Annotated in this window: 23 protein-coding genes; 1 reads left to right on the forward strand and 22 read right to left on the reverse strand. The window is 60.5% G+C overall.

The window, feature by feature from the left end; all coding sequences use genetic code 11:
* The 3 genes from AC1D05_RS26860 to rocF all read right to left on the reverse strand — a co-directional run.
* Nucleotides 1–363 (reverse strand): transposase (locus tag AC1D05_RS26860; protein ID WP_477444726.1); only part of this gene is annotated, 363 nt, incomplete at its 3' end.
* Nucleotides 364–483: 120 nt separating this feature from the next.
* Entirely contained in the window at nucleotides 484–1539 is a 1056-nt protein-coding gene (locus AC1D05_RS26865) for an ornithine cyclodeaminase (protein ID WP_477444727.1), read from the reverse strand.
* Between the two features lie 2 nt (nucleotides 1540–1541).
* Complete coding sequence (gene rocF, locus AC1D05_RS26870; RefSeq protein ID WP_477444728.1) at nucleotides 1542–2474, reverse strand: arginase; 933 nt, start codon at nucleotides 2472–2474, stop codon at nucleotides 1542–1544.
* A gap of 137 nt (nucleotides 2475–2611) precedes the next feature.
* Between rocF and AC1D05_RS26875 the strand changes: the two genes are divergently transcribed.
* The gene (locus tag AC1D05_RS26875; protein ID WP_091582685.1) at nucleotides 2612–3052 is read left to right on the forward strand and encodes an Lrp/AsnC family transcriptional regulator; all 441 of its coding nucleotides are present in this window, start codon (nucleotides 2612–2614) and stop codon (nucleotides 3050–3052) included.
* 347 nt (nucleotides 3053–3399) lie between these two features.
* Here the strand turns inward: AC1D05_RS26875 and AC1D05_RS26880 are convergent, their stop codons facing one another.
* The 19 genes from AC1D05_RS26880 to AC1D05_RS26970 all read right to left on the reverse strand — a co-directional run bounded on the left by AC1D05_RS26880 (nucleotide 3400) and on the right by AC1D05_RS26970 (nucleotide 14061).
* Nucleotides 3400–3627 carry a hypothetical protein gene (locus AC1D05_RS26880; protein ID WP_477444729.1) on the reverse strand — a complete coding sequence of 76 codons (228 nt, stop codon included), beginning with the start codon at nucleotides 3625–3627 and terminating at the stop codon, nucleotides 3400–3402.
* Nucleotides 3624–4043 (reverse strand): hypothetical protein, encoded by a 420-nt coding sequence (locus AC1D05_RS26885; protein WP_477444730.1) that lies wholly within the window; start codon nucleotides 4041–4043, stop codon nucleotides 3624–3626. Before AC1D05_RS26885 ends, AC1D05_RS26880 begins: the two co-directional genes overlap by 4 nt.
* Entirely contained in the window at nucleotides 4040–4396 is a 357-nt protein-coding gene (locus tag AC1D05_RS26890) for a hypothetical protein (RefSeq protein WP_477444731.1), read from the reverse strand. The genes AC1D05_RS26885 and AC1D05_RS26890 overlap by 4 nt, the downstream gene beginning before the upstream one ends.
* 354 nt (nucleotides 4397–4750) lie before the next feature.
* Complete coding sequence (locus AC1D05_RS26895; protein WP_477444732.1) at nucleotides 4751–5299, reverse strand: hypothetical protein; 549 nt, start codon at nucleotides 5297–5299, stop codon at nucleotides 4751–4753.
* Complete coding sequence (locus AC1D05_RS26900) at nucleotides 5286–6041, reverse strand: hypothetical protein (RefSeq protein WP_477444733.1); 756 nt, start codon at nucleotides 6039–6041, stop codon at nucleotides 5286–5288. Before AC1D05_RS26900 ends, AC1D05_RS26895 begins: the two co-directional genes overlap by 14 nt.
* A 90-nt stretch (nucleotides 6042–6131) precedes the next feature.
* Complete coding sequence (locus tag AC1D05_RS26905; RefSeq protein WP_477444734.1) at nucleotides 6132–6491, reverse strand: hypothetical protein; 360 nt, start codon at nucleotides 6489–6491, stop codon at nucleotides 6132–6134.
* A gap of 5 nt (nucleotides 6492–6496) precedes the next feature.
* A complete protein-coding gene (locus AC1D05_RS26910; protein WP_477444735.1) occupies nucleotides 6497–7183 on the reverse strand; it encodes a LamG-like jellyroll fold domain-containing protein in 687 nt (228 codons plus the stop codon).
* A complete protein-coding gene (locus AC1D05_RS26915) occupies nucleotides 7180–7611 on the reverse strand; it encodes a hypothetical protein (protein ID WP_477444736.1) in 432 nt (143 codons plus the stop codon). The genes AC1D05_RS26910 and AC1D05_RS26915 overlap by 4 nt, the downstream gene beginning before the upstream one ends.
* Nucleotides 7608–7859 (reverse strand): hypothetical protein, encoded by a 252-nt coding sequence (locus AC1D05_RS26920; RefSeq protein ID WP_477444737.1) that lies wholly within the window; start codon nucleotides 7857–7859, stop codon nucleotides 7608–7610. The genes AC1D05_RS26915 and AC1D05_RS26920 overlap by 4 nt, the downstream gene beginning before the upstream one ends.
* A gap of 202 nt (nucleotides 7860–8061) precedes the next feature.
* Nucleotides 8062–8298: a hypothetical protein gene (locus tag AC1D05_RS26925; RefSeq protein ID WP_477444738.1), complete on the reverse strand. Its 237-nt coding sequence runs from the start codon at nucleotides 8296–8298 to the stop codon at nucleotides 8062–8064.
* On the reverse strand, nucleotides 8279–9205 hold the full coding sequence (locus tag AC1D05_RS26930; protein ID WP_477444739.1) for an HK97 family phage prohead protease: 927 nt from the start codon (nucleotides 9203–9205) through the stop codon (nucleotides 8279–8281). The genes AC1D05_RS26925 and AC1D05_RS26930 overlap by 20 nt, the downstream gene beginning before the upstream one ends.
* 27 nt (nucleotides 9206–9232) lie before the next feature.
* On the reverse strand, nucleotides 9233–9856 hold the full coding sequence (locus AC1D05_RS26935) for a hypothetical protein (RefSeq protein WP_477444740.1): 624 nt from the start codon (nucleotides 9854–9856) through the stop codon (nucleotides 9233–9235).
* Nucleotides 9857–9913: 57 nt separating this feature from the next.
* Nucleotides 9914–10198: a hypothetical protein gene (locus AC1D05_RS26940; protein WP_477444741.1), complete on the reverse strand. Its 285-nt coding sequence runs from the start codon at nucleotides 10196–10198 to the stop codon at nucleotides 9914–9916.
* 268 nt (nucleotides 10199–10466) lie between these two features.
* Nucleotides 10467–11063 (reverse strand): DUF1376 domain-containing protein, encoded by a 597-nt coding sequence (locus AC1D05_RS26945; protein ID WP_477444742.1) that lies wholly within the window; start codon nucleotides 11061–11063, stop codon nucleotides 10467–10469.
* A complete protein-coding gene (locus tag AC1D05_RS26950; RefSeq protein ID WP_477444743.1) occupies nucleotides 11060–11935 on the reverse strand; it encodes a hypothetical protein in 876 nt (291 codons plus the stop codon). The genes AC1D05_RS26945 and AC1D05_RS26950 overlap by 4 nt, the downstream gene beginning before the upstream one ends.
* Nucleotides 11932–12129 (reverse strand): hypothetical protein, encoded by a 198-nt coding sequence (locus AC1D05_RS26955; protein ID WP_477444744.1) that lies wholly within the window; start codon nucleotides 12127–12129, stop codon nucleotides 11932–11934. Before AC1D05_RS26955 ends, AC1D05_RS26950 begins: the two co-directional genes overlap by 4 nt.
* Nucleotides 12130–12333 carry a helix-turn-helix transcriptional regulator gene (locus AC1D05_RS26960; protein ID WP_477444745.1) on the reverse strand — a complete coding sequence of 68 codons (204 nt, stop codon included), beginning with the start codon at nucleotides 12331–12333 and terminating at the stop codon, nucleotides 12130–12132.
* Between the two features lie 97 nt (nucleotides 12334–12430).
* Nucleotides 12431–12964, reverse strand: coding sequence for a hypothetical protein (locus AC1D05_RS26965; RefSeq protein WP_477444746.1), 534 nt, complete (start codon nucleotides 12962–12964; stop codon nucleotides 12431–12433).
* On the reverse strand, nucleotides 12961–14061 hold the full coding sequence (locus tag AC1D05_RS26970; protein ID WP_477444747.1) for a tyrosine-type recombinase/integrase: 1101 nt from the start codon (nucleotides 14059–14061) through the stop codon (nucleotides 12961–12963). Before AC1D05_RS26970 ends, AC1D05_RS26965 begins: the two co-directional genes overlap by 4 nt.
* Nucleotides 14062–14141: the final 80 nt, after the last annotated feature.

A 14141-nucleotide genomic window follows, 5' to 3' on the forward strand; every position in this document is an offset into this window, starting at 1 on the left:
CGACACGCTGGTGTCGTCGTAACGCCGCCGCCGATTCTGTGACAACGTCGAGGCGTCGAACACCTTGTCCGTCAGCTTCAGCCGCAGGAACCAGCGATAGGCGACATTGACCTCGATCTCGCGCACCAGCTGCCGTTCCGAGCGAACTCCAAACAGGTAGCCGATGAACAGAGCCTTGAACATCAAGGTCGGGTCGAGCGGCGGGCGGCCATTGTCGGGCCAATACAGCGGCGCGGTCAGATCGTGGATGAAGGAGAAATCGATCAAACGGTCGATCTTGCGCAACAGGTGATCAGCCGGAACCAACTGATCCAGCGTTACCATCTCGAGCGCGGTCTGTTCAGGGGCGGGTCGCTTCAACATGGCCCAGTGAATCAAAAACCCCCGGCAAATGCCAGGGGTTTGTCAGCAGTCTGGACGGGCCGGTTGTACCGGCCCATTTTACGCTCTGCCGAAACATGACGCGGCGAGGCACAGGCCGCCTCAGGCGGCCGGCTGCATGGCCGCCCTTAGCAACATGCCGAACAGGTCGCGTGGCTCGTCGGGGTCAGCCAGAAGGTCGAGTTCTTCATAAAGGCCGGTCGCCTGCAACTGGTCGCGCACATAGCGCAGCGCTGAAAAATCCTCGATGGCGAAGCCGACAGAATCGAACAGCGTGATCTGCTTGGCGTCTCGGCGACCTTGCGCCTTGGCGGCGATCACTTGCCAGAGTTCTGTCACCGGATGGGCGGGATCCAGTTGCTGGATTTCGCCCTCAATGCGTGTCTGAGGCGGGAACTCGACGAAAATGTCGGAGCGCAGCAGGATATCCTTGTGCAGTTCGGTCTTGCCGGGGCAGTCGCCGCCAACCGCGTTGATGTGGACGCCGGAGCCGACCATGTTATCGGTGAGGATGGTGGCGCACTGTTTATCGGCGGTAACGGTCGTGATGATCCCGGCGCCTTCAACCGCCTCCTGCCCGGTCTCACAAATGGTGATGTCGAATCCCATGCCCGCCAGGTTCTTCGCGCATTTCCGTGAGGCTGACCGGTCGATGTCGTAGAGCCTGAGCCGATCGATGCCGGTCAGCGCCTTGAAGGCGATCGCCTGGAATTCCGACTGCGCGCCATTGCCGATGATGGCCATGGTGCGGGCGCCGCGTGGTGCCAGATATTTGGCCGCGACAGCGGACGTGGCGGCGGTGCGCAGCGCGGTCAGAATGGTCATTTCAGTGAGCAGCATCGGGTAGCCGCTGCCAACATCGGCGAGGACGCCGAAGGCGGTGACCGTCTGCAAACCCTGGCGCATGTTCTTGGGGTGACCGTTGACATATTTGAAGCCGTAGAGGCGACCGTCGCTTGTCGGCATCAGTTCGATGACGCCGTCATGGCTGTGCGAGGCGATGCGGGGCGTCTTGTCGAAAAGCTCCCAGCGACGGAAGTCTTCTTCGATGTAGCCGGCGAGCTCGGTCAGGAAGCGCTCGATGCCGATGGCAATCACCAGCTTCATCATACGGTCGACGCTGACGAAGGGGACGATGTTCAGCTTGGCTGTGGTCATGATCAAAAGCTCCCGGAATGGCTGCGGGTCGGACGGTCCATGATGCGGCGGCCCATCAGGCTCGCCGTCAGGTCGACCATCAGCGTCGCGGTTCGGCCACGCTCGTCCAGAAAGGGATTCAACTCGACCAGGTCGAGGCTGGAGACGAGGCCGCTGTCGGACAGCATCTCCATCACCAGATGCGCCTCGCGGAACGTCGCGCCGCCAGGAACCGTGGTGCCGACTGCCGGTGCGATCGACGGGTCGAGGAAGTCGACGTCGAGACTGACATGCAGCAGCCCGTCTTCCGCCGACACACGCGCCAGGAAGGCGCGCAGCAGCGGCGCGATGCCATGCTCGTCGATCGCGCGCATGTCATGCACAGTCACGCCCGCTTGGTTGAGCGCGCTGCGCTCGGCCGGGTCGACACTGCGTAGCCCCATGGTGCAGATACGCTTGGGATCGACCGCTGCCGGCAGATCCGGGAAATAACCGCTGAAACCCGGCTGGCCGCTGGCGTAAGCGAGCGGGACTCCGTGCAGATTGCCGCTGGCGGTGGTGTCGAGCGTGTGGAAGTCCGGATGCGCGTCGAGCCACAACACGAACAGCGGGCGCCCGGCCTCTGTGGCGCGGCGTGCGAGGCCAGACACGGTCCCGGCAGATATCGAATGGTCCCCGCCGAGGAAGATCGGCATGGCGTCCGCACTCGCCGCGTAGGCGGCCTGGGCAATCGCGGATGTCCAAGCTGATATCTCGGGCAAAGCCTTCAGCGCCAGATTGCCGTGTACAACGCGCCTAGCCGGAGCTGCCTGGACGGCGCCCATATCCTCGACGGCGTGGCCGAGGCTGGACAGCACCTCAGCCAGTCCGGCGGTCCGCAGTGCGCTCGGACCCATTTCGCATCCCATTCTGCCGGCGCCGTCCTGCACAGGCGCCCCGACGATTTTGCAACGCATTTGTTTTTCCCGCGGCCCAATTTCGAATGACCGCGAGCAGATCATTGCGAGCCGGCGATATGAACAGGCAGAATTGGCAATCCGAAAAGCATTGTTTATCGTAATGGCAGCGAAATTGATCAAAATGGTAACCCATCATGGATGCACTGGACGAACGGCTCGTGACCTTGCTGCGGCATGACGCGCGGCGCAGCGTGTCGGATCTGGCCGTCGATCTCGGCGTCTCGCGTGCCACGGTCAGGGCACGTATGGAGCGGCTCGAACGATCCGGCGAGATCATCGGTTACACGGTGGTGCTGCGCGCCGACGCCGTCGATCAGCGCATCCGTGGCATCATGCTGATCGAGATTGAGGGCCATGCCGCCGACCGCGTGGTTCGGGCGCTGGGTGGTTTCCCTGAAGTCTCGACCATCCATACCACCAATGGCCGCTGGGATCTGGTGGTTGAACTCGGCACTGCCTCGCTGACTGATTTCGATGCGGTGCTACGGCGCATCCGCCTCATAGCCGGCATAACGGGCAGCGAAACCAGTCTACTGCTGGCGACGCCACGCACGACGCGAGCACGACTGACCTAGCTCTTGCGAAGCAGAAGGATCGCCGGCCTAGTCGCCTTGGTGTCGAAGCCAACCATGGGCAGCATCCGATAAGACCCGACAGTTGAAAGAAGCAACAGATAAGTTAAATAGGGCCGCAACGGTCTCGCCTTGGCCGATCTCAATTCGACGATTTTGCCTGGGAAGGCACCCGGGACGACATGTTGGAAGCAAAGCTCGCCATAGCGCCGATGATGGACTGGACGGACAAGCCCAGAAACCGGCCTCTTTGAGGGTCATGTTGTAGCCGGTGTTGTAAAGGCCGTTTTTGGGCGTGAAAAAGCCCGCCACCGTGAGGCAGCGGGCCATATTCGCCACGGTGGCGAATTTCAATTCACAACATGCTTTTCCATAACCGATTTGTGGTAGGCCTCTGTGCGAACTAGGAGGCCATCCATCAGATCGCGAATGATCCACATGAGCGCACTGTAGCGTTGTGCCTCCGAAACCATCTTCTGATGGTCGCTATAGTCGCAGTCGATCATAAGGTCGGTCGTTACGTCGACCAGCACCTTGAGATGCCTGATGTCTCCCTCTAGATCGTCCATGGCGCTCATGACTGCACCTCGAGATAGGCTACCGCGGCGGCAAGCATCGGGCCGACGAGCGGGCTATGCGCATAGAGCGCATTCTCTTCGGCGATCAGCCTCAGCGCTTCCACAGCGCCCTTGTGCGTCTTTGCCGGCTCGCTCCATTCGCTCAGGCTCTCCATTGGCGGCCTGAAGGTGGCGGCTGCGTAGGAGTCGTTGGCTTCCTGGTCCCACTCTTCAGCAGCATTTGCGTTGAAGTCGGCCAAGCCGTCACGATAGGCGCGGATAGTGTTGAGCAGCGGGTCGTCGGTGGTGGGCGCCAGGACGCGCGGAAGGTCTGGAGGCTGCGAGACGGCGGGCAGGGCAAACGCCACTGTGGTGCCCGCTACGGTTGGAATAGAGGCTAGTGCGCCAAGCGCGGCGCGTCTGGTGATCGTGGTCATATCCTCACCCTCCACTCGCCGCTTTCGAATTTGGCAATGATGCTGTCATCGAACCCGCTGAGCCAATCTGGATAGACTTCATTCCACACCTCATCGGGCGGAACTTTCTCCCTGAAAATATTCAGGTACCCGTCATCCGCGTCCCATCCTTGTATTTGCTGCGTCACGAACAACCGTTTCATCGGCGGCAGGGCTTCCAACAGACGCACGAACTCTTCTGCGGTAGCCGCCAGGACGGGCGAGGCATCTGCCGGCTGTAAAATGGCGGGCAGCGCCAGCGCGCTTCCTGCGCCCGCTACGGCCGCAAGCGTGGCTAGGGAAAAGATCGCATGGCGACGTGTGATCGTGGTCATTGGCCCATCTCCCGCTTTGCGCGGTCAAGGACGCGGCTGCCGGCCTCGAGGAGCACGTTTGAGACGCGGAGAAGTTGGTGAGCCAGGACAAGGCGCCCCAGGCGCGTGCGGAGCCCTGCGGCGGCAAGCAGCAGGCATACTGCGATAATAGTCATGTGCATTCCCTCTCGGTGTTGAAAGCCGATCGGAAAGCCTAGCGATTGACGCGGCTGAAATGATAAATGCTGAGTCGCTCATCGAGGCCCTCATACGGCTTCGGTTTGAAGTGCCGGCCGGGAGGTGCAAACTCTCGGTCGGTGCGCCTAGGCTGCGCTCGATCCGTCGACACGTCAAGCGCGCGATTCCGCGGCGACATCATGCGCTTGGCTGAGACCCTTCAAAATCCATTGTATGCTGTGCGCTCTCAGGTGGAAGTTCCAGTTCCGAAAGCCGGACGACGCGGATTCGCTGTCGATCGGCGACGGCGCGAATACCCTTGTCATCGGAATAAATCGCGCGCGCGCCAACGACCACAGCGATTGCAACGATCTGCCGATCATATTTTAGCTTGGCCCATGTCGATTCATCGGGACGCCGACTCGGCTTGCGTCCTCCATCGAAAGAGTTTCGTGTCATTGCCGCGACTTCAATGGCAGCTCGTTGGTCGAAAGGTTCGATCCGAAAGACAGAAAGTTCAGAGATTTTTTCAATTATCAACTGCGCCGCCCCAGGTTCAACTCGAACGAGAACCTCGCTAAGAGCTGGCGTTGGGATCACCAGCCGCTGTCTGGATTTTTCCAGCGATGCAATGAGATGAGCGATCCGATCCTGCGAGCGTTCGACCGGCTTGCCGGATTCGTCGAGGGGAATACCTGCGCCTGGATGGAGGAGAAGCATAAGAAGCGTGGCGTCAATGACGACCATTCTTTTGATCTCCCGGCCCGCTCCTGACGACATCGAGTTCGTGGTAAGCGCTGTCGTCAAACTGCACTGGTAGCGCACGGAGTTCGCCGAGCGCTTCAGAAAGGGACGCAGATCGAAGAGGTTCAAAGCTTTCGATGCGGAAACCGGTCATCGTCCATTTTCCATCGGCGTCGCGAGACCAACTCGCCCATCCAATGAGTCGAACGACATCGTCAAAATGCTTCGCCAACTCCTTGCCGAGGCGACGGTCGGATGTCGTAAATCCCGCAACCAGATCGCCTTCGGACTCCAGTCTTACGTGAACGTCAGTGCCGCCGCCGACGGCAACCAATTTGCCGTCAAATGTTCCGTGTTGTCGGATTGGCGGATATTTCTCAACCACATCCTCGCGGCCGGGGAAATGAAGCAAGACGCCTTTCGGCTCCTTCAGCGAGCCGACGGCGTTGTCTTCCTTAAGGAGCTTGTTGATGCTTCTGTATGCGCGCTGCGCTTCGGCAGGTGCGTCGTGGCGCAAAACGGACCTGGCTCGATCTCGAACTTTCGGGATCGCCTCCTTCTCGATCTTGTGCACGAGAATTGTGCTACCGGCTTCCAGACGATCGAAATGAACCGACGCCTCTGTCCCTAGGACGGCCGCCAGTTCCTTCATGTATTCTGCGAGCCGAGCCATGGGGATGGTCTCAGGGCTGAACGCATCGATCTTAAACCGATACTCGGTGCCGCCAGTCTTTCTTGTCGCCATGATTTCCTCCCGATTGTCGGGTTGGCGTAATTGAGCACAATGCATTTGAGCACAGGGAAGGTAAAGACCACGTGACGGTCGAATCTCGGATTAAGCGGGAGCCTCTCCCGCGCCGTTGCGGATCGCCGTGGCCTGCAGGAAGCGCGCATTCGACCTTGCCCGGGCGAGATCGATCGCGGCCTGCATCTTCGCCTCACGGGCCAGCCTGTAGACATCGGGCAGCGGTTGCCAGTCGGCCGGCTTGATCTTCATGCACCACTTCTCGCCGCGGAAACCCCAATGGGAGATTGCGACCACGCTCGAGCCGTCGAACCATGTCGACACGTTCAGCTTGGGGAAATGCAGCACCAGAGCCGCCCACCAGACCTTTTCGATATCGAACTCGCCCTGGCCGTCTTTCCATGGCGTGAAGCCCTTGCCAGGCCGCTCTATCAGGTCGCTGTCGCGCAATGGGCTCAGCTCCTCGGGAACGGCAAGGTCGGCACCGTGAATCCGGCATCACTACCGCAGCGGGCGACGCCCTTGGTGATGCGAACATCGCCGACTTGCGCCGCGATGTCCCATCCGCCAAAACCAGCGGCCAACAGGCTGCCGATCGATAGCGTGTCGGCAGTGTCATTGATCGTGTAGTTATAGCCTGTGGTTTTTGTAACCATGGCACCGTCGATGAAAAGCCTCCCGACGTTCGAGCCGTCGCGTTCCGCTTGAAAATGAATGTCTGTGTTGAGCGCCGGGGAGTACGTGTACTGATTCATGTACTGCGGGGCGGCAGTGCGGAAGGTGAGCTTTCCGCTCTCGAAGCCGAAAAACCACGTCCCGCTGCCTGCCCACTGGCACACCATGATGCTGTTCGATGGCGGCGCAGACGTGAACTTGAAAACGCCATCGATCGTGAAGGCCCCCGTGCCGAAAAACCAGTCGGCACTGTCCGCGAACCGCGCATAATCGCCGGAGCCATCGAGCACCAACCGGCCGCCGCTGATGTTGGCGTTGCCGATCAGGGTCGCCGTCTTGCCGGACGCGCTATAGTCGACGCCGCCGCTGTACAGAAGGACGACGTTGGCGAAGTACGGGTCGGTAGCTGGCGGGGGGGATGAATCATGGCTCTCGTACCCGCCGATAAATGGCATTGGAAACGTCATAAGGACGCCCTCCTGGTTGTTGATGTGTTGTGGTCGTCGCTCAGCGGCTCGTCGCGCGGAACTGGACCTTGCTCGCCAGGCGCCGGGCCGTGATCGAGCAAGGAGGCGAAATGCCATGGATCTCGCCAATTCTGGCTATCCAAGCCGGCAACGACGGCATCGACGAACTTCAAGTCGAAGTTCGGCCGAACGCGCCGATCCTCGGTTGCGAGTTCGTGCATTGCCCTGAGCCTGGCCGCGGCCAGCAGGCGCGCCTCGGGCGACCAGGTAGCGTCAGGGGCAATCTCGAGCAGTAGAATAGCGTCGTTGATCTCCAAAACGGTATCGATCTCGCGCCGCACAACCGTGAGCCGAGCCTCGTCCTGGCAGTCATGGAGAGGAACGCCCTTATGCTGGCCGTTCGTTGGGATCCGGTCATCGCTTTTCATCGGCGGCCACCGTTGAGCAGCTTGAGGGTTCTTTCAGCGATCCGATCATTCTCGGCGCCGTCGCCTTTCTGCTTCCTGCCATCGCGCGCCAGGAGCGTGCGGGCGGCCTGCAGCCGAGCATTGGCCGGCGCACTGGTGTCGGCGGCGATCTGACGAAGCACGGTCAAGGGATCAACAGCGTCGATGTCGACGCCCGCAAGTGCCCGCTTCGATGCCGTGGCTCGGGTTGGTCGACCTCTCTTGGCCATTCAATTTACCTCGAAATTCGATTTTCTGGAGTTTCACCCGGCGCGCGCACGCAAACTGTCCGTAACCCCGAAGCGGTCCAGGTGTCCGTTTCGACGATCCAAAACCGAAGGCCCCCCCGGTGGGTGTTGTTGGCGACGGTCGCACCAGCATCCTGAGAGGGATTGCGACCGTCGCCCACGGACAAGCTGAGCCGATCCGTGTTCATGGAACCTTCCGCCAGTCGATGCCTTCAGGCGGCTGCTTGCGCCACGCTGCTGCCTGCTCGTCGGTGATGGGTTTGGCTTGGTGGACGATTGCCACGTATTCGCGGCGGCGGCTGTAGCCGTAGAGCGTGGCTGAGGTACCGTCTTCCTCGACCGCGACGTCGATCTGATCCATTACGTGCGGCGTGTGCCTGGCGAGCAGGGTGTCGAGTAGGTCATTCGGCTTCCGGGCCATTGTCATCCACCTCCGTCGTTTCGAATTCGACAATCCTTCCTTGCGCGTCGTGCTGAGTGACTTTCGTCACCTTCTTCAACTGTTTGGGCTTTACCGGTGGTGGCTCAGCCTCGTCGTGGTCGCTTCCGAGATTGCCGGAATGTCCTTTCTTCACAGCGAGCTTCCAGCAAAGGGGACTGCTATCACCAGGCGTCACGCCGCTGCTCTCGATGAGCGATGCCCACAAGCTTCCTCTGTGGGTCACGAACACGCCGGGCTGATACGACTCGGCTGATTTCCACACGCCGCGGTATGCCAACTCTGGCGCCTTTGGTTCGAGCGGTCGGGATGGCGATAGCCAAAACTTCGACCCGTCGTCAGCATCGTCAGCGAGGACTTCGAGGCGCGCGTCGGGATTAGCGCCGGCACGGCAGACCGATATTTCCTTCAATGTCCACCGGTCGAAAAACTTCACGTTGTCGACCACGCTTTGCAACCGCCACTGGCCCGGCTGCACGCTGATCGAGAAGGCCAACGTCTCGCCATCCTCGATCAGCCTCTTCGAGTGTTCGGCTGCGAAATGGTCGGCAAGTTCGGCGCGACAGTATAGACCTTTGGCATCGCGCCTCAGGTGATAGACCGTGCCGATTGGCGACGAGCCTTCGGTCTTGTGCTCCGACATCAAAGGCAGCGGCAATGATGCCTCGATGCCCGGCGACCAAACTGCCTGCCTATGGCTGTCGACCGTCGGCGTCGAGCAAATGCCGTGAACTCGAAAGGAAAACGGCGTCGGCTTAATCTCCATGACCTCGGCGCCGCCGCCGACGTACTTCCACAACACTGGGGTGCTGGCAGGCTTGGCTGGCGCAAAATCCCTTTCATTGTTTGCGCGCACCAGGCTTTCCACCTTCCTGGTAATCTGGGCCATGCGCTCTGGTGACGGCATTGGCATGGATCAGCCCGCCGTCGTCAGTTCGCCGGGCGCGGCGAGGCCGTGCGCATTGCGCTTCTGCTGCTCCCGTCGGCGATTAGCTATGTGCTTCGCCCAGACAGTCGGCCCGTAGATGGCAACGCCGAAAGCATCGATATCGGCGGCAGTGGCCAGGCGCTTGGGAAGCGGCCCATGAAGACGGGGGAGCTTGAACGTAAACGGGCTGTCAGGCGCCGCCGGCAATTCCTCAATCGTAAAAACGCGCGCGCCCGGATTCAATTGATCGCCGTCTTCGATCAACGAAATTTCACGAAGTGACCACCCGGTTGCTGTGAAGGGTCTGACGTCATCGACGTCGGTCACCCCGCCGCAGCCAATACTGACGCCGAACCAGTCGTCATTCTGGAGCCGTTCAACAGCGGCGGGGTCTGTGACGATTGCCGTAAAGCGCAAACCATCTGACGACGGCATTATCTCAACGACCTCGCCAAGGCGCATGTTCTCCACATGCCCATACAGCAGGGGGATAGGCACACTGCATCGAGCCCCTTCAGGATCGTAGTAAAACGGTCGGCCGCTCGGGAGCCGACCCATCACGAAATCGCGGGTGGTCATGGCCAGGCCGGTGATTTTCAGGCGCTTTGTCATCGTCAAAGGGTGCGCGCCGAAACGTTCATAGGGAAGCGTTCGAAACGTTCGAAACGTTCACGCCCGCAAGCGGCGACGCAGAGCCGAAAGGCTGACACGATGCCGGCCGGCGACCTTGCGGCTGATGTCATCGTGCTCGCGACACAGGCGCCGAACAACCTGCTTCGAGATGCCGAACCGCTGCGCTGCGATGGCGCTGTCGACCAGATCCGCCGCACCGAAGGCGTCCGCGCTGGTCTCGATCGGCCCGGGCTCGTCGGCAATCAGCCCGGCCAAGCGCTCGACCTCCGCGGCGATCGCGGCGAGGCCGGCCAGCAGCGTTGCGCGGTCGATCTCGCTCATGGACGGCACCCGGGGGGCATTGGAAAAGCCGCAAGCGACAAGCCATGGACCGCCTGGCTCCATCGTTCGCACTGGATCGATTTTTCGGAAGGGGGGATGTCGCGGAAATCGGCCTCAACGCCATATGCCGCAAGCGGTGGAGCCGTTTTTTGCCGTGCAGAAAGCCGCAAAAGTTCCGCCGGAAATCGTATTTCTAACGCTTTTGCAAAGCCGTGAAGCCCAGCGGTCGGCGCCGAAGTGACCGGTGAGATTGCGGACCTCGCCCCCCTCATGTGCCCCTCGATGAGGCTGCATAGGGGTTGGTCTGGTCGTCATCCGAGAGCGCGCCTGTCTTGCGCAGATACTCCTCCGACTCTGCCATCGACATGAGCATGACGTTCGGCTCTCTCTCGCGCGCAGGCTCTAACCTTTCTTCCTTTTCATCCGGAGCAATCTTGTCTGATGCTGATGCTGATGCTGATGGCCATTGGCAAACGGATGGTTCTGCCATCGTATCCAATGGTTCTGCCATGCCGGTGCCATTGGCAGACGCATTGCTTTTGCCATCGATACGCCACCTAGCTTCAGCCCCTCTATGCCCCGCCGCAACCTTCTTTTCGCGCTTGACGGTAGCGTCCGAGCGCTCTTGATCGAGGCGCCGAATGCTCTCCGACATGAGCGGACCGATGGCCTTGGCGACGTCTTGCCACCTGCCTGCATCAATGCCGGTGATGCGCATCAGGCGAGGCTCATCGTCTGGCAGCGAACCGTGCTGCCACCAGTGCCGGCGTAGGCGCTCATAGGCGCCAAACTCCTCGGCTGTGAGGTGACTCGTCTGGGCCGTCTCAGTGCCGATGTAGACTTTCATCCAGGCGAGATCGGTCATGCCGCCCTCCATCCGGAAAGGATCGTCTGCAGCGATTCCAACTCGGCCGCATTTACCGTCTCACAGCGCGCCCAAGCTTCCGGCTCAATCAGGCCTTTAATCTCCCGCTCTACGCACTCGCGCAGGTCGCGCGGGTCCATGGCGTCTAGTTCCCAGCAATGGTGCGAATGGTTGCGGATGAACCAGCGGTATCGCATGTCGCTTTTTTTGTCGGTCGCCGGAAAATACGGGAGGCCGTTTACCTGGTGTACGGTCAGCGCAATCCGACGGAATCGGACATGAGATCCGCCGTATTCGGCCAGGCGCCGCGGCAGGTCTTCCTCTGACATGTACATGCCGCTCGGGTCATAGTCGCCGGCGTAGAGGACAATCAGCGGTCGCCCGTCATCGTCTGTGGCGATATCGTTGACCGTGGTCGCACTGGCGAAACCATGCATGACCCTGAAGCCGACGGCGAAGTGATCGAGCACCGGCTTCAGAACGCCGCGAACGGTTCCCTTCTCGGACCAAACTTCGACCCGATACGGCTGCTGGTTCCAGAAATCGCGGCGGTAGGATCGCGCCACGGCGCGTGCGTACTGCGCTGGGTCGTCCCAGGTAGAAACCCGCTCCAGTTCCCGGGTCTCGTCGACGATCCAGTCCCACGGGATGTCGCCTTGCTCTCTTGCGATACGCAGGAGGCGATAGACCTTCTGCATGACGTTGGTCGACATCGAGGGGATCAGCCCGGCGGTGAACAGCTTGTAGCCAATGCCTCGGCCGGTGATCGGCTGCATCTCCTCGGCAATACTGCGCATCGCGGCGATCAGGTCGAGCGAGGCTAGCGCCATGCCCCGGACCTTTTTCAATCCCGGTTGAATTTGCTCGGTCATGCGGCACGAGCCCGCATCAGAGTGACCTGGCGAATAGCGACAACGGCCTGATGACTGGTCAAGCCGAAGCGGTGCCGTAGCGTCGGAACGATCGGCCTCTCGCATGTGCGGAAGTTATTAAAATACCAGGCGGCCGCCTCGTCGACGATGGCGGAGGTCTCGTGCTCGCCCGGCGTGAGATCCAGGGCAGCCATCTATGCGGCCTTCCCATCGTCGAATTGCCAGACACGAGTACGCGCTTGCTCATTGAGCCATGCGTCGACATCTTCAGGGCGGTAAAAAACTTGGGCGCCGACTTTTAGGTATTTTGGCCCGGTGCCATCCTGCCGCGCATGGTTGACCCACGATTCGGACTTGCGGATCTTTGCGGCCGTTTCCTTGGTGTTAAGGAGGGACATTCGTCTTTCCCTTGCAAAGCACATCGCACGATTGCGAGGCATTGCAGGGGATTAGCAGGGCAGTTTGTTGCACCCGTTCGTGCTCGAACAACTTTCGCTATTTCGGGCGTTTCAGGCCGGCGATCGCAATGCGGATGGTTGAACGTCCCATTCGCTTAAACCCCCGCATTTCCAGTTCGCCATTGATCACGTCTTCGACGCGGCCGCCCTTGGTTTGATGCTTCGGACGCCTGCACGCGATCTCGCGTGCGATGGTTTTCCACTCTTCGGCGTCGGCATGGCGCCACGCATTATCTGCCCGCCGCGCTTCATTCTTTTCAACAAGGGCTCGCCAGCTACCCTGACGCTGCAATGCCAAAGTTTCCGGCGTCGCACCTGTGACCGGGGCGCGTTGCGCTACCCAGTACAGCCGCTCGGTCACGCGTCCCAGTTGGATTGCTGTATCGATGCTTGGCGAATTTTCCATGTTTATCGAGGTCAGAAGCCATTCAAAGACGGTCTGCCAAAGCCGATCCGACTTCCAATCTTGATCGGCCACGATTTGCTTCAGGATAGCCTCACGATCTTCGGGCGGGATTGCAAATAGCTTTTGAATCAAATTCTCGTCGTCAGGACGCAGATCCGCGGTCATAGAGCCGGCCTCCACTTCCAACCGGCAAACTTGTCGTCTCGCTGCCGGAGCTGCGCGTAGCGCTGCAGCGAAGCCCACGAGCGATGACCGGAGACCAGCGCGACGTGCGGGATGTTCCAGCCGGCCTCAAACAGCCGTGAAACGCCCTCGTGGCGCAGATCGTGGAAATGCAGGTCTTCGATCGCAAGCAGCTTGCAGGCCCGCGTGAAGGCCGCGCCGATCGCTTCTGTGGTGTATGGAAAGATGCAGTCACCGGTGCCGGTCTTCGGCCGCATCGTCTCGAAGACCGCCGCGGCCTCCGACGGCAATTCGCACCAAACATCGTTGCCCCGTTTTGCGCCCGGGTTCTTCATATCCCGGACCAAAACTCGAGCCCCATGGTTGCCGGTTGCCTTTTCGAAGTCAGCCCAACGGATGCGGGTGATCTCCTCCATGCGGCGCGTCGAGAAAGTGGCAAAGAGCACGATCTCGACCATCGGGGCGGAATGCGGCGCGCGCTCGGAACGCTCTTGGAAGAAATCTAGCAGGCGGTTGAGTTCGTCGAGGGTAGGGCGCCTTTCGCGCTTGTCGGACTTGGCAATTGCCCTCTGCTTGCGGAGCACGAACATCGCATCAGACATCGCTTCCGAATCCAGCGGATATCCCCATGCTTTCTTCGCGATCGCAAAGATGCTGGCCAAATGCGAAAGGTAGTTGTTGATCGTCGACGGGCCAGGGTTGGCGAGGCCAGTGACTGTGTTGATGGTCCGGGCGAAGGAAACGATGTCCTCGCTGCCGATGTCGCCACAAGCCATTGCTGCGATCGAATGGCGCTGTATCGCGGCAAGGCACGCGGCCTTGGTCTTGCCGATCTCGCCCCCATATTCATCGAGGTAGCGGCCGATGGCGTCGCCGAGCGTCTTCACTTCCTGCGTCGCCGCCTTGAACGCCTTCGGGTTATCAAGCTCGGCCTCGCGTTGCCGTAGCCACGCCTTCGCCGCCTTGTGGTCGCGGAAGGTTCGGTTCTCTCGAACGGTCTTGCCGTCGCTCTTCCTGGCAATCTGGCAGAGATAGGAAGGTTTCCCGTCGCTGCGCGTTCTGGTAACTATCGTGCCCATCGCTACAACATCGCCCCGTTCGCCTACAACAATGTTGTATCAGCTACAACAAAGCCCTGCAAAAGGCAACAACGAGACGC

This window comes from Mesorhizobium sp. P2_E9 (assembly GCF_056403815.1).

Excerpts from the sequence above, each read along its gene's own strand:
- AC1D05_RS26915 (WP_477444736.1), bottom strand. The coding sequence starts at position 7,611 with ATGAAAAGCGATGACCGGATCCCAACGAACGGCCAGCATAAGGGCGTT.
- AC1D05_RS26890 (WP_477444731.1), bottom strand. The coding sequence starts at position 4,396 with ATGACCACGATCACACGTCGCCATGCGATCTTTTCCCTAGCCACGCTT.
- AC1D05_RS26865 (WP_477444727.1), bottom strand. The coding sequence starts at position 1,539 with ATGACCACAGCCAAGCTGAACATCGTCCCCTTCGTCAGCGTCGACCGT.
- AC1D05_RS26960 (WP_477444745.1), bottom strand. The coding sequence starts at position 12,333 with ATGTCCCTCCTTAACACCAAGGAAACGGCCGCAAAGATCCGCAAGTCC.
- AC1D05_RS26920 (WP_477444737.1), bottom strand. The coding sequence starts at position 7,859 with ATGGCCAAGAGAGGTCGACCAACCCGAGCCACGGCATCGAAGCGGGCA.
- AC1D05_RS26955 (WP_477444744.1), bottom strand. The coding sequence starts at position 12,129 with ATGGCTGCCCTGGATCTCACGCCGGGCGAGCACGAGACCTCCGCCATC.
- AC1D05_RS26885 (WP_477444730.1), bottom strand. The coding sequence starts at position 4,043 with ATGACCACGATCACCAGACGCGCCGCGCTTGGCGCACTAGCCTCTATT.
- AC1D05_RS26930 (WP_477444739.1), bottom strand. The coding sequence starts at position 9,205 with ATGGCCCAGATTACCAGGAAGGTGGAAAGCCTGGTGCGCGCAAACAAT.
- AC1D05_RS26880 (WP_477444729.1), bottom strand. The coding sequence starts at position 3,627 with ATGAGCGCCATGGACGATCTAGAGGGAGACATCAGGCATCTCAAGGTG.
- AC1D05_RS26950 (WP_477444743.1), bottom strand. The coding sequence starts at position 11,935 with ATGACCGAGCAAATTCAACCGGGATTGAAAAAGGTCCGGGGCATGGCG.
- AC1D05_RS26875 (WP_091582685.1), top strand. The coding sequence starts at position 2,612 with ATGGATGCACTGGACGAACGGCTCGTGACCTTGCTGCGGCATGACGCG.
- rocF (WP_477444728.1), bottom strand. The coding sequence starts at position 2,474 with ATGCGTTGCAAAATCGTCGGGGCGCCTGTGCAGGACGGCGCCGGCAGA.
- AC1D05_RS26910 (WP_477444735.1), bottom strand. The coding sequence starts at position 7,183 with ATGACGTTTCCAATGCCATTTATCGGCGGGTACGAGAGCCATGATTCA.
- AC1D05_RS26970 (WP_477444747.1), bottom strand. The coding sequence starts at position 14,061 with ATGGGCACGATAGTTACCAGAACGCGCAGCGACGGGAAACCTTCCTAT.
- AC1D05_RS26925 (WP_477444738.1), bottom strand. The coding sequence starts at position 8,298 with ATGGCCCGGAAGCCGAATGACCTACTCGACACCCTGCTCGCCAGGCAC.
- AC1D05_RS26935 (WP_477444740.1), bottom strand. The coding sequence starts at position 9,856 with ATGACAAAGCGCCTGAAAATCACCGGCCTGGCCATGACCACCCGCGAT.
- AC1D05_RS26940 (WP_477444741.1), bottom strand. The coding sequence starts at position 10,198 with ATGAGCGAGATCGACCGCGCAACGCTGCTGGCCGGCCTCGCCGCGATC.
- AC1D05_RS26895 (WP_477444732.1), bottom strand. The coding sequence starts at position 5,299 with ATGGTCGTCATTGACGCCACGCTTCTTATGCTTCTCCTCCATCCAGGC.
- AC1D05_RS26900 (WP_477444733.1), bottom strand. The coding sequence starts at position 6,041 with ATGGCGACAAGAAAGACTGGCGGCACCGAGTATCGGTTTAAGATCGAT.
- AC1D05_RS26945 (WP_477444742.1), bottom strand. The coding sequence starts at position 11,063 with ATGACCGATCTCGCCTGGATGAAAGTCTACATCGGCACTGAGACGGCC.
- AC1D05_RS26965 (WP_477444746.1), bottom strand. The coding sequence starts at position 12,964 with ATGACCGCGGATCTGCGTCCTGACGACGAGAATTTGATTCAAAAGCTA.